This window comes from Xenorhabdus entomophaga (assembly GCF_037996725.1).
Classification (GTDB): domain Bacteria; phylum Pseudomonadota; class Gammaproteobacteria; order Enterobacterales; family Enterobacteriaceae; genus Xenorhabdus; species Xenorhabdus khoisanae.
On sequence record NZ_JBBMXH010000050.1, the window covers coordinates 1 to 13,201 of the forward strand.

At 46.0% G+C, this 13,201-nt stretch carries 11 protein-coding genes, 1 pseudogene and 1 riboswitch; of the genes and pseudogenes, 8 read left to right on the plus strand and 4 right to left on the minus strand.

All coding sequences use genetic code 11. The annotated features are described in order from the left end of the window. Positions 1 to 124: 124 nt before the first annotated feature. A pseudogene (locus tag AAC854_RS11730) lies at positions 125 to 526 on the plus strand (M15 family metallopeptidase); the annotation flags it as partial. A 71-nt stretch (positions 527 to 597) separates the two neighbouring features. Here AAC854_RS11730 and ubiK read toward each other — a convergent pair. Then, on the minus strand, positions 598 to 873 hold the full coding sequence (gene ubiK / locus AAC854_RS11735) for a ubiquinone biosynthesis accessory factor UbiK (RefSeq protein WP_099113970.1): 276 nt from the start codon (positions 871 to 873) through the stop codon (positions 598 to 600). A gap of 135 nt (positions 874 to 1,008) precedes the next feature. After that, positions 1,009 to 1,188: riboswitch (FMN riboswitch) on the plus strand. Between the two features lie 118 nt (positions 1,189 to 1,306). On the opposite strand from ubiK, the gene ribB reads away from it, so the two are divergent. Continuing rightward, a complete protein-coding gene (gene ribB, locus AAC854_RS11740; protein WP_047963974.1) occupies positions 1,307 to 1,960 on the plus strand; it encodes a 3,4-dihydroxy-2-butanone-4-phosphate synthase in 654 nt (217 codons plus the stop codon). Between the two features lie 362 nt (positions 1,961 to 2,322). Then, positions 2,323 to 3,099 (plus strand): 4,5-DOPA-extradiol-dioxygenase, encoded by a 777-nt coding sequence (ygiD, locus tag AAC854_RS11745; RefSeq protein WP_340617274.1) that lies wholly within the window; start codon positions 2,323 to 2,325, stop codon positions 3,097 to 3,099. A gap of 5 nt (positions 3,100 to 3,104) precedes the next feature. Here the strand turns inward: ygiD and AAC854_RS11750 are convergent, their stop codons facing one another. From AAC854_RS11750 to tolC, 3 genes are all read right to left on the minus strand, one after another. Next, the gene (locus AAC854_RS11750) at positions 3,105 to 4,265 is read right to left on the minus strand and encodes a glutathionylspermidine synthase family protein (RefSeq protein ID WP_047963976.1); all 1,161 of its coding nucleotides are present in this window, start codon (positions 4,263 to 4,265) and stop codon (positions 3,105 to 3,107) included. 6 nt (positions 4,266 to 4,271) lie between these two features. Further along, positions 4,272 to 4,946 (minus strand): DUF1190 family protein, encoded by a 675-nt coding sequence (locus AAC854_RS11755; RefSeq protein WP_200898244.1) that lies wholly within the window; start codon positions 4,944 to 4,946, stop codon positions 4,272 to 4,274. Between the two features lie 179 nt (positions 4,947 to 5,125). Further along, complete coding sequence (gene tolC / locus AAC854_RS11760; protein WP_340617275.1) at positions 5,126 to 6,499, minus strand: outer membrane channel protein TolC; 1,374 nt, start codon at positions 6,497 to 6,499, stop codon at positions 5,126 to 5,128. 216 nt (positions 6,500 to 6,715) lie between these two features. On the opposite strand from tolC, the gene nudF reads away from it, so the two are divergent. The 5 genes from nudF to parC all read left to right on the plus strand — a co-directional run bounded on the left by nudF (position 6,716) and on the right by parC (position 13,180). After that, positions 6,716 to 7,351 carry an ADP-ribose diphosphatase gene (gene nudF, locus AAC854_RS11765; RefSeq protein WP_340617276.1) on the plus strand — a complete coding sequence of 212 codons (636 nt, stop codon included), beginning with the start codon at positions 6,716 to 6,718 and terminating at the stop codon, positions 7,349 to 7,351. 104 nt (positions 7,352 to 7,455) lie between these two features. Then, positions 7,456 to 8,295, plus strand: coding sequence for a 3',5'-cyclic-AMP phosphodiesterase (cpdA, locus tag AAC854_RS11770; RefSeq protein ID WP_340617277.1), 840 nt, complete (start codon positions 7,456 to 7,458; stop codon positions 8,293 to 8,295). Beyond that, on the plus strand, positions 8,295 to 8,903 hold the full coding sequence (gene yqiA / locus AAC854_RS11775) for an esterase YqiA (protein WP_340617278.1): 609 nt from the start codon (positions 8,295 to 8,297) through the stop codon (positions 8,901 to 8,903). Before cpdA ends, yqiA begins: the two co-directional genes overlap by 1 nt. Positions 8,904 to 8,976: 73 nt before the next feature. Next, on the plus strand, positions 8,977 to 10,872 hold the full coding sequence (gene parE, locus AAC854_RS11780) for a DNA topoisomerase IV subunit B (RefSeq protein WP_340617279.1): 1,896 nt from the start codon (positions 8,977 to 8,979) through the stop codon (positions 10,870 to 10,872). Between the two features lie 55 nt (positions 10,873 to 10,927). After that, entirely contained in the window at positions 10,928 to 13,180 is a 2,253-nt protein-coding gene (gene parC / locus AAC854_RS11785; protein WP_340617280.1) for a DNA topoisomerase IV subunit A, read from the plus strand. Positions 13,181 to 13,201: the final 21 nt, after the last annotated feature.

Below are 13,201 nucleotides of genomic sequence, written 5' to 3' on the forward strand. Positions count from 1 at the left end.
TTTCACTTTTTCTGATTTGAGACAATAACGGCAATAAACGTCAACTTTAGCCATACTTCACCTAAAAAAGCTAAAAGCATATCACATCAACTAACTATTCAATACATGACCAAAACATGCGTATGGTGCTGCCATAGATATTAATCCCGTGCAGAACCCATTTTTAGGCTTTAATCAGTCTGGTATTCCTTATGTTTTGCCCGAAGCTGGCGCAGAAAAATACCTCAATAGAATAGAAAATAGACCGGGAAAAGAGGTCAGAGAAGGGATGGCAGAAAAAGTCATTGATATCTTTCTGTCGAATGGTTTTATGCGGTGGGGAGGATATTGGGATACGCCTATAGATTACCAACATTTTGAAGTGGGAAGCGTCGATTTCATTGAAGACTTATTAAAAAAACCATTATCTGTAGCAAGGGCAGAATTCAAAAATTATGGAGATAAATATAAGGCGTGTATGAAAGACGCAAATCAAAATGACAGGAATATTATTAGAGTGAAGTGTATAGAGAAAAATATAAGATGATTTTTTTATGTTGAAAATAAAGGGAAACGATGGAGGAGAACGAAGCTACGATAGCTATTCTCCTCACACAATTATTCAGCCTGCTCAGTTTTCTTGTCTGAACCTTCCAGACGGGCTTCCAATTCAGTTAAGCGTTGTTCCAGCGCAACCAACTTTTCACGTGTACGCAGAAGAACTTGTGTCTGAACATCAAACTCTTCACGGTTGACAAGATCCAGCTTGCTCAGTTGAGATTGCAGAACCGTACGCAATTTTTTTTCTACGTCGTCACCAAACTCTTTGACACCTTTCGGCATTGCATTGTGGATTTGGCGGGCAATTTGTTCAATTTTCTTTGGATCAAGCATGATGATCATCCTTTTAGGCGTAATTGTGTTGGCAGTATTCTAATACTTGATGATGAAAGCATAAATGATTGCGAGCCAGGTTTCATATTTGATTTTGTAGATTGCCCCTACAGATTATTAGCGTTATAGTGAAATTGTTTATCTCAGGGCAGGGTGAAAGTCCCTACCGGCGGTAACATGAAATTATCGAATGATCATTTTATGAAGCCCGCGAGCGCTCTGTTTGTTGTTATCCGTAACGAAATAAAACAGAGGTCAGCAGATCCAGTGTGATTCTGGAGCCGACGGTGATAGTCCGGATGGGAGAGAATAACAGCATCAATCGAGTGCTTGCGCTCGTCTGTTGTTTTTGTTGCCGTATTTTTGTGCAGCATGAACTCCTCAAAATTGCCCTGATTCTGGTAATCCATACATTTAAAGAGGTTTCTTTACCATGAATCAGACGCTACTTTCCTCATATGGGACACCATTTGAACGTGTTGAACGTGCGCTTGTTGCTTTGCGTGCGGGTCAGGGCGTGATGGTATTGGATGACGAAAATCGTGAAAATGAAGGCGATATGATTTTTGTTGCCGAAACAATGACGGTAGAACAAATGGCATTAACCATCCGTCATGGCAGTGGAATTGTTTGCCTTTGCCTGACTGAAGAACGTCGTCAGCAGCTAAATTTGCCCATGATGGTTGAAAATAACTCCAGTCAGTACCAGACAGCTTTTACTGTCACCATTGAAGCCGCACAGGGGGTAACCACCGGCGTGTCTGCGGCAGATCGCATCACTACGATCCAAGCCGCCATTGCAGACGATGCTCAGCCAAACGATTTAAATCGACCCGGACATGTTTTTCCTTTGCGGGCGCAACCGGGAGGCGTTTTGACTCGCCGTGGTCATACTGAAGCCACCATCGATTTGGTTAAGCTAGCCGGTTTCAGGCCTGCGGGAGTACTGTGTGAATTGACAAACGACGATGGTTCAATGGCCCGTGCACCTGAAGTGATTGAATTCGCAAAACTGCATGGTATGCCGGTAGTCACTATCGAAGACTTGGTGGACTATCGCTTAAAGATAGCAAAGGCGGCGAGTTAATAGCCTCCTTAAATAGGTTACTTTAAGACACCAGTTCATCATGATGGGTAAGAGATATTGTTTTCTTTAGTATGGATAGAAAACAGTGGGTGAAAAAAAATCGGATAGAATATATCGGTTATACCCAACAGATTTTGAGTTACTGTGCAGTAGCACAGTAAATTGAAAGATGAGGAAAAATATCGCATGCACGTATGAAAGGCCACCGCCCATCTTCTGTGGCCTTTCAGTATTTTTGAAACACTCCATCATTTTTGATTGACTGTATTCAGGGAAGAAAAGTCTTAATCTTGTCATAGTTTTTTTATCGTAATTCACAATCCATTATTCTAAATGTTTAATTTGCTGTATAAGGGGCGAAAATGAGTCTCCTGAGAATGCCTGCATTGTTCATTGGTCATGGTAGCCCAATGAATGCCATTGAAGATAACTGCTATTCACGTGCTTGGTTTGAGCTGGGAAAAAAATTGCCCAGACCAAGAGCGATTCTTGTGATTTCTGCGCACTGGTATACGGAAGGTACAGCAGTGACAGCCATGACACAGCCCAGAACGATCCACGATTTTGGTAATTTTCCCAGAGAGTTACATGAGAAGCAGTATCCGGTCAAAGGATATCCTGAGCTCGCTGTATTGGTACAAGATATTCTGGAACCGATTGAAGTCGAGACTGATTTTAAAGACTGGGGATTGGATCATGGCTCTTGGGGGATATTAGCCAAAATGTATCCTGATGCAGATATTCCCGTTGTCCAATTGAGCATGGATCGTACTCAGCCAGCGTCTTTTTATTACGAGATGGGCAAAAAATTGGCCCTGCTTCGTGATGAAGGCGTCTTAATTATGGGAAGCGGTAATGTCGTACATAATTTGTCGGCTGGGGTATTGGAGGCAAAGCCTTTCCCATGGGCACTCTCTTTTGAGCAGTTTGTGCGTGAGAGCTTAACCAGCCTTGAAGAGCCTCATCCTCTGGTTAATGCTTTGGATAGAGAAGATGGTCAGTTATCTAATCCAACACCAGAGCACTTCCTGCCGTTGCTGTATGTGATGGGAACATGGGATAAAAAAGAGCCGATTTCAACCCCGGTTGAGGGTATTGAAGACGGCTCCTTGAGTATGTTGTCTGTTCAGATTGGATAATTGAATTAATCCAAAATAATATGCGGGTAGAAACGTGAGAGATCTTGAGTTATCAACTCTTGATCTTCACGGATACAGATACCCGCTGATTGATCATTCACCAACCAACTACCCACCAACACATAGCTATCGCCAAATTTTGGCAATGAATGGAATTGCTGAACGATCATGCCTTCTTCCCCATAAGGGCCATCGGCACTGGCTATTTCCCGTCCATTTTCGATGATACGAATATTGGCACCTTCACGGGAAAACAGCGGCTTAATAACATAGCTATCCATATCTGAAGGGCGTTCATCCGCAAAATAAGCAGGCAGCAGATTAGGATGATTCGGGAACATTTTCCACAGCATTGGCAATAACGCTTTGTTGGAGATAATGCTTTTCCATGCCGGTTCCAGCCAACGCACACCCGCATCAGCCAGTTTGGTGGAAAACATCTCACGCAACATAAATTCCCACGGATACAGTTTAAACAGATTGCCGATCACTTGATCCTGCAAGTCAGTAAACTGCCCTTTTTCACCCAGCCCGATATCTTCAATAAACAGGAATTCGGTTGGAATACCGGCTTCCGCAGCACAGTCCTGTAAATATTGGATGGTGCCACGATCTTCCTCAGTATCCTGACAGCAGGCCATATGCAGCAGGCCAAACCCATGTTTTTCACGTAACTGCACAAAACGATCAATCAGCTTTTCTTGCAGGCTATTGAACTGATCTGCATCTGACGGCAGGTTGCCGGCATTGATCTGGTCTTCCAGCCAAATCCACTGAAAGAAAGCAGATTCATACAGAGACGTCGGGGTATCGGCGTTGTTTTCCAGTAACTTGGGCGGATTTTTGCCATCATAGGCTAAATCCAGACGGGAATAGAGTGAAGGCTGGCTGGTTACCCATGAAGAGCGGATAAACTCCCAGCAGTGTTTTGGGATCTGAAATTTTGCCAGCAGCTCTTCGCTATTGACCACTTTTTCCACGACCTGCAAACACATTTGGTGCAGTTCTGCTGTCGCATCTTCAATTTCTTCAATCTGGTTCAGAGTGAACTGGTAATAAGCATCTTCACTCCAGTAAGGCTGACCATACATAGTATGAAAGTTAAAGCCATATTCTTCAGCCTTTTCGCGCCAATCCGGGCGCTCGGTAATACCAATGCGTTTCATCTTTAATTAACCACCCATAGAACGGGAAGAACTGGAGCTTGAGCTGGCAGACGAACGCTGCATAGTCGATTGTTTCGCCACAGACTCACCGAACCCGCCGCGGGTAATGGTGGTTGTGGTGGCGGGTTTTGGCGCCATTGCGGTTTTTGGCACAGTCATACTGCGACCGCCTGCGGTAGCAGGGCCATAGCTTTTACCTGTCGCATCAACAAACTTGCCGTTAGCCGGGCTGGAGGCTGATTTTGAGGTAAACAACGGTTGTGATGGTGCAGAGCTGCCGCCCATTAAGCGACCCATCATATAACCTGCCATCAAAGGCATCCAGAAACTGCCGCTGCTGCTGTCTTGTGCCTGAGCCTGACCGACGCCAGCCTGAGCCGGTGTTTGCGTACATTGCTGTTCACCAAACTCTGCAACACACTCTTCGCGAGAAGCATATTTCGGTGCGGTTTTCTCCGCTTCTTTCACGGCATTGTTGTAAGCGACTTTACATTGTTCGCTTTGAGAAGGATTCGCCTGAGAGCACTCATCGGCATTCGTATAGAGTGACACCGTTTCATCGTTTTGTTCACAGGCAGAAAGCATGAAAACAGCACTGACAGCGAGTGCTACAGGTGCCAGACGATAGCTTCGCCACGTTTTGCGAAAAGAATCGCGGTTTATCTCTTTTGTCCGTTTCATTGTCATAGGGGGCATCCATCTTAAAGGTATCTGATTAAGAGCGTGTCCCACATAGGATATCCAGGGGATTGGCTCTCTGGGATATGCTTAAAAAGCAGCCCACACAATTGGCGGGCTGCTTTCTTTAGTATAGCGTCTTTAATATAACGTTTTTTAATGTAAAACGATAGAGCATTAAATCAGCGAATTGATGGCGTTTTCATCTCTTTAATGATGCTGCTGGCAGAAGTAGAGATTTGCGCGCCTAACATCTTGTTCAACTCTATCAAATCATTTTCATTCAAAGTGCCACGCGCCTGTTTGTTCTGCAACAGGGAAAGCAGATAATCATAACGTGCTTTAGACAGATTCTGTTTGGCTTGATAAAGCTTAGTTGTCGCTTGCAACACGTCAACGATAGTACGGGTTCCTACCTGATAACCGGCTTCCATTGAATCCAATGAACTTTGTGTAGAGAGCACAGTCTGTTTGTTGGCGTCAACACTGCTGATTGCAGCAGAAATATTATTGGTAGAGGAATGCACTTCTTGTGTCACTTTACGGTAAGTGTTTTCCAAATCCTGACTCGCGCCGACGAAATTATATTTTGCTTGTTCTACTTGAGAATAGGTCAACCCACCACTGAATAGCGGTAGATCTAAGGATACTCCAACAGAATTACTTCCGGGGTATGAATTCCTTCCATCTGGTTGGACGTTGCCGCGATTATGATTGTTGGTGATTTCTGTGCCTGCAGTCAACTTAATCGTTGGCATATAGCCTGTCTGTGATTCTTTGATCTTTTCACGACTTAAATCTTGGTTTAAACGTGCTGATAGCAGGCTCAGGTTGCGGTTTTCTGCTTCTTTTAGCACCTTACCAGCAGGTTCAGGTTGTTTAGTTTTAAATTGATCAATATTTAATGCGGCTAGTTGTGGGTAGTAAGTGCCCGTAATCATGCGTAGTTTTTCTAACGCATTCTCTAGATCGTTACGGTTAGAAACCTCTTGGGCCAGAATTGAGTCATATTCGGCGCGGGCATTCTGCACGTCAGTAATGGCAACCAGTCCTACATTAAAACGCTGGGTTGTTTGATCTAACTGACGGTATAGTGAGGCTTTCTGGGCTTCGCTATATGTCAGGGCATCAATTTTATTCAGAACGCCAAAATAGGCTTGTGCAGTATCCAGAATTAGTTTTTGTTGGGCTGTTTGGTAATTGATATCCGCGATACCAGCACTTTTCTCAGATTGATTTAGCTTATTCCATTTCGCCATATCGAAGATGGTCTGGGTCAACTGTAAGCTTGCATTTGTACCATGGTTTTCAGTGTTTCTAGAATCGCGAAAGCCCTTTCTATAACTCGCACCTGCGCTTAATCCCAATTGAGGCAGTAAAGCACTACGGGATTGATTAACATTTTCAACGACTGAATTGCGGTCAGCTTGTGCCTTAAGCAATTCCGGGTTTGTTTCTTTTGCCTGCTGATAAATCTGGAGTAAATCTGCAGCATGGCTTGAAGTACTAAAACCGACCAGATTCATAGCAATAAAAAGAGAGAGCAATTTTTTCATTTGCGTTCCTTGTTGTGCAGCTATTTTGCTTAAGTTGCCTCTGCATAAAACTAAATACCACAGATTCTAGCAGAAAATACCAATAAGGCAGGGTGGCTGTTTGTGCCATATTGCCTCATTTTTCAACTTGTTTATATCATCAAAATGAATTTATTTAGACAATGTAGAAAAATACCTTTTAATAATAGGAAATTTTAAAAATAATCAGGAGCTTTTATGAGCGAAGATCTTTCCCCGTCGCGTACTTTTACAAAACAAGATGTTGAAGTTATTTCCCAAAAAACGCTTTATCGCGGTTTTTTCACCATGACGGAATATCAATTCAGGCATCGTCTGTTTCGGGGTGGCTGGAGTGAAACCGTTAAACGCGAGGTTTTTGAACGCGGTCATGCAGGCGTGTTATTGCCTTATGATCCGGTGCGTGATGAAGTTGTTTTGATTGAACAAATCCGTATCCCAGCAATTGAAACCAGCGATACACCGTGGTTGCTGGAAGTAATCGCTGGCATGATCGAAGAGGGCGAAAATGCTGAACAGGTTGTGCGACGTGAGGCAGTGGAAGAGGCAGGGATTGAAGTTAAGCGCTGTCAGCCTGCGTTGAGTTATCTTTCCAGCCCTGGCGGTACAACAGAGCGCATGTATATCTTTGTGGGTGAAGTAGATGCTTCCACCGCGTCAGGCGTTCATGGTCTGGAAGGCGAGCATGAAGATATTCGCGTTCTGGTTGTCAGCCGTGAACAGGCTTACCAGTGGGTGGAAGAGGGGATTATTGATAATGCCGCTTCGGTTATTGCAATACAGTGGCTTGCGTTGCACCATGAAAAACTGAAGAGAGATTGGTTGGGGGAATAATTCCTAATTTATGCTGGAAAACGGGAAGTGTGCCCCAGTCAGCAGATCTTTTACATAAAGACACGCTAGAATAATCCTTATGATCGACAGGAAAAGGAAACCATTTGGAAAGCCTGCTTGAAATACCTGTGGCAGAAGGCGCCACAGCCAGAATACTGCAAATCACTGATACGCATCTTTTCGCCAATAAAAGCGATTCACTGCTGGGCATTAATACTTATCGTAGCTATCATGCTGTGTTGGATAAGGTCCTTGAGCAGAATCTTGATATTGATTTGATCGTTGCGACAGGTGATTTGGTTCAGGATCAGACAATCAATGCCTATCAGCATTTTGCTGAGGGGATTGCCCGTTTGCCTGCGCCTTGTGTCTGGCTGCCCGGTAATCATGATTATCAGCCGGCGATGGTTGATACATTGGCAGCCGCAGGGATTTCACCTTCCAAGCAGATATTTATCGGTCAGCATTGGCAGTTGATTATGCTGGATAGTCAGGTGCAGGGCGTTCCTCATGGGGAACTGACGGATTATCAGCTCGAATGGATGAATAAATGTCTGGATGAGCACAGTGAGCGCCATACTATTGTCATGTTGCACCATCATCCCATCCCTTCTGGATGTACATGGTTGGATCAGCACAGCTTACGTAATGCGCCTGAATTATCAGAGTTTTTGAAAGGCAGGGCACAGGTGAAAGCCATACTGTGCGGGCATATCCATCAGGAAGTTGATGAAATGTGGAATGGCATTCGTGTTATGGCAACACCATCAACCTGTGTGCAATTTAAGCCACATTGTACTAATTTTATGCTTGATACAGTGGCTCCGGGATGGCGTTACCTCGAACTGTCTGTGGCTGGCAACGAAGAAACAAGATTGCAAACACAGGTTCACAGGCTTAAGAGTAACGAGTTTTGCCCGGATTTAGATTCGGACGGGTATTAATGTCAACGTTACTTTATCTACATGGTTTCAATAGCTCACCCCAATCAGCGAAAGCCAATGCGCTGAAAACATGGTTGCACCAGCAGCATCCTGAAATTGAGATGCTGACGCCGCAATTACCGCCTTACCCTGAAGAGACGGCGACCTTGCTGGAAGAACTGGTGATAGAGCGCGCTGGTGAAAATATTGGTCTGGTGGGCTCTTCCCTTGGCGGCTATCTGGCTATCTGGCTTTCCCAGTGTTTTGGATTGCCTGCCGTGCTCGTTAACCCTGCGGTACGCCCATTCGATTTGCTTCAGGATTATCTCGGGGAAAACGTGAATCCCTATACCGAAGAGCGGTATACTCTCGAACAAAGCCACATACATGATCTTAAAGTGATGCACATTGATCCGCTGGAATCGCCCGATCTTATCTGGTTATTACAACAAACCGGGGATGAAGTTCTCGACTACCGCCAGGCCGTTGCTTACCTGATGCAGTGCCGGCAAACGGTCGAATCTGGTGGGAATCATGCTTTTGTTGGCTTCGAATACTATTTCCCTCAAATCATCAACTTCTTGGGTCTGACCAGTGGCAATAGTAAAAAAATTGCCAAAAATAAGTAAGCGACTGGTATTATCAACAGTATATCAATACTGATTGGCCCTCTAATAACGAAGCAACCGACAGAATTACAACATGACTCAATCTAGTTACAACGCAGAGGCCATTGAAGTCCTCAGTGGCCTGGAGCCAGTTCGTCGTCGTCCCGGCATGTATACCGATACAGCCCGCCCGAACCATCTGGCACAGGAAGTGATCGATAACAGTGTGGACGAAGCTCTGGCTGGTCACGCGAAGCATATTGAAGTAATCCTTCACAGCGATCAGTCTCTGGAAGTGATAGATGATGGCCGTGGTATGCCGGTTGATATCCATCCTGAAGAAAAAGTTTCTGCTGTTGAATTGATCCTTACCCGCCTGCATGCGGGGGGAAAATTTTCCAATAAAAATTACCAGTTTTCTGGTGGCCTGCATGGTGTCGGGATCTCGGTGGTCAATGCCCTGTCCAGACGGGTAGAGGTCACGGTTCGTCGCAACAGTCAGGTTCATCAAATCGCTTTTGAAAACGGCGAAAAAGTACAAGAGCTGGACGTTATCGGCAGTTGCGGTAAGCGCAATACCGGAACGAGTGTTCACTTCTGGCCGGATGAAAGCTATTTCGATATTCCCCGTTTCTCTGCCACTCGTTTGACACATTTGCTGAAAGCCAAGGCGGTATTGTGTCCGGGTGTTGAAATTGTCTTTAAGGACAAATTGAACGATACAGTGCAGAAATGGTGTTATGCCGACGGGCTGACAGATTATCTGCTGGAAGCCGTTAATGGATTGGTAACGTTGCCGCAATCACCTTTTGTAGGCACACTCCGCGGGGATACTGAAGCGGTTGACTGGGCATTGCTTTGGTTGCCGGAAGGTGGAGAATTACTGGCAGAAAGTTACGTTAACCTGATCCCGACAGTACAGGGGGGAACCCACGTTAATGGCTTACGCCAAGGTTTGCTTGATGCCATGCGTGAGTTCTGTGAATTCCGCAACATCCTGCCACGTGGCGTTAAACTCTCGGCTGATGATATCTGGGATCGTTGTGCTTACGTGCTATCCCTCAAAATGCAAGATCCGCAATTTGCGGGGCAAACCAAAGAACGTCTCTCTTCGCGCCAATCTGCGGCTTTCGTTTCTGGTGTGGTGAAAGATGCGTTCAGCCTGTGGTTGAACCAGCATATTCAGGAAGCAGAACAACTGGCTGAAATGGCTATTGCCAGTGCGCAACGCAGAATGCGTGCGGCGAAAAAAGTCGTACGTAAAAAGCTGACCAACGGCCCTGCATTGCCGGGCAAATTAGCCGATTGTACCGCTCAGGATCTCAATATCACGGAGCTGTTTCTGGTGGAAGGGGATTCGGCCGGCGGCTCTGCTAAGCAAGCCCGCGATCGTGAATTTCAGGCGATTATGCCACTGCGTGGAAAGATCCTGAATACATGGGAAGTTTCTTCCGATGAAGTACTGGCCTCGCAGGAAGTGCATGATATTTCTGTTGCGATTGGTATCGATCCGGATAGTGAAGATTTGAGCCAGCTTCGTTACGGTAAAGTCTGCATACTGGCGGATGCGGATTCCGATGGATTGCACATTGCCACTCTGCTGTGCGCCCTGTTTGTCCGCCACTTCCCGACGCTGGTAAAACGTGGGCATGTCTATATGGCAATGCCGCCACTGTACCGTATCGACCTCGGCAAAGAAGTGCATTATGCGCTGGATGAAGGGGAAAAGAGCGCCATACTGGATCGTTTGAGTCGCAAACGGGGTAAACCGAATGTTCAGCGCTTTAAAGGCTTGGGTGAAATGAACCCAATGCAGTTGCGCGAAACCACGTTAGATCCCAACACTCGCCGTCTGGTGCAGTTGACTATCGACGATGATAATTATCAGGAAACCCTTGCAGTCATGGATATGCTTCTGGCGAAAAAGCGCTCAGAAGATCGCCGCAACTGGCTGCAAGAGAAAGGTGATTCCATCAATATTGAAGTTTAGCGTATTGAGATATAGCGCAATAGATAGTCAATACAGATTCTGAGGAAATTAATACATGAGTGAGATAACTCACGATGGTGTGGAGCGCCAGCCGCTTCACACATTCACTGAAAACGCCTATTTGAACTACTCCATGTACGTCATCATGGACAGGGCGTTGCCTTTTATCGGTGATGGTTTAAAACCTGTTCAGCGCCGTATTGTCTATGCGATGTCAGAACTGGGGCTGAGTAGCAGCGCCAAATTTAAAAAATCTGCCCGTACCGTGGGTGACGTGCTGGGTAAATACCATCCGCATGGGGATGGCGCATGTTATGAAGCTATGGTTTTGATGGCACAGCCTTTCTCATACCGTTATCCGCTGGTTGATGGGCAAGGTAACTGGGGTGCCCCGGATGATCCGAAATCTTTTGCGGCGATGCGTTATACCGAATCCCGGTTGTCCAAATATGCTGAATTGCTGCTGAGTGAGTTGGGGCAAGGTACGGTGGATTGGGTGCCAAACTTTGACGGCACATTGCAGGAACCGAAAATGCTGCCTGCACGGCTGCCCAATATTTTGCTGAATGGCACTACCGGCATTGCCGTTGGTATGGCAACGGATATTCCACCGCATAATGCCCGTGAAGTGGCGAATGCGCTGATTGCCATGCTGGATAAGCCTGATCTATCGCTTGATGAGGCAATGGAGTATGTCAAAGGTCCGGATTATCCAACCGAAGCTGAGATCATCACGCCAAAAGAAGATATCCGCAAGATCTACAAAAATGGCCGTGGTTCGGTGCGTATGCGGGCTGTTTGGTCGAAAGAAGAGAGCAACATTGTCATTACCGCCCTGCCACACCAAGTGTCCGGTGCGAAAATTTTGGAGCAGATCGCCAGCCAAATGCGGGCGAAGAAGCTGCCAATGGTGGATGATCTACGCGATGAATCTGATCACGAAAACCCAACCCGTTTGGTGATTGTTCCACGGAATAATCGTGTTGATGTCGAACAAGTTATGAACCATCTGTTTGCGACGACCGATCTGGAAAAAAGCTATCGCGTAAACCTCAACATGATCGGTTTGGATAACCGTCCTGCGGTTAAAGGCTTGGTTGAGATCCTCAGCGAGTGGCTGGTTTTCCGTCGTGAAACAGTACGTAACCGACTGAATCACCGTTTGGAAAAAGTCCTTAAACGTTTACATATTCTGGAAGGTTTGTTAGAGGCTTATCTTAACATTGATGAAGTCATCCACATTATTCGCAATGAAGATGAGCCAAAGCCAGTGCTGATGCAGCGTTTTGAATTAACCGAAACGCAGGCCGAAGCAATTCTGGATTTGAAATTACGTCACTTGGCGAAATTGGAAGAAGTCAAAATTCGTGGCGAGCAGGATGAATTGGCGAAAGAGCGTGACAAACTTCAGTCGATTTTGGGTTCCGAACGTAAATTAAATACCTTGCTGAAAAAAGAGATCATTGCCGATGCTGAAAGCTACGGTGATGTTCGCCGCTCTCCGTTGAAAGAGCGCACGGAAGCGAAAGCCATGAGCGATCATGACATCCTGCCATCTGAGCCAATTACGGTTGTTATGTCTGAAATGGGCTGGGTGCGTAGTGCGAAAGGGCATGAGATTGATCCGGCTGGCTTGAATTATAAGTCTGGTGACAGCTTCCGCAGTGCAGTACGGGGTAAAAGTAACCAACCCGTGGTCTTTATTGACAACACCGGGCGTAGTTACTCTATAGATCCGTTGGATTTGCCATCAGCCAGAGGTCAGGGCGAACCGTTGACGGGGAAATTGGCATTGCCGGCTGGAGCATCCGTTGAGCATCTTCTGATGGCGAAAGAAGAACAGAAACTCCTGATGGCATCAGATGCAGGTTATGGTTTTATCTGTACTTTCAGTGACCTGATTGCTAAGAACCGCGCAGGTAAGGCGTTGATTACCCTGCCTGAAAAGGCCAAAGTGATGTTGCCGTTGGAAATTAACAACGAGCAGGATGATATGCTGCTGGCGATAACCAAAGCGGGTCGCGTGTTAATGTTCCCTGTAGCGGATCTTCCTCAACTTTCCAAAGGCAAGGGCAACAAGATTGTGTCTATCCCCGCAGCTCAGGCCGCATCAGGGGAAGATATGCTGAGTTGGTTGCTGGTGCTGCCTCCACAATCCACCATTACGCTCTACTTTGGTAAGCGTAAATTGCAACTCCGCCCAGAGGACTTACAGAAATTCAGAGCAGAAAGAGGGCGTAAGGGAACCTCACTGCCTCGTGGATTACAGCGCGTGGAACGTGTTGAAGTGGAAACGCCTAACCAATAGTAACAACAAAAATCATAATTG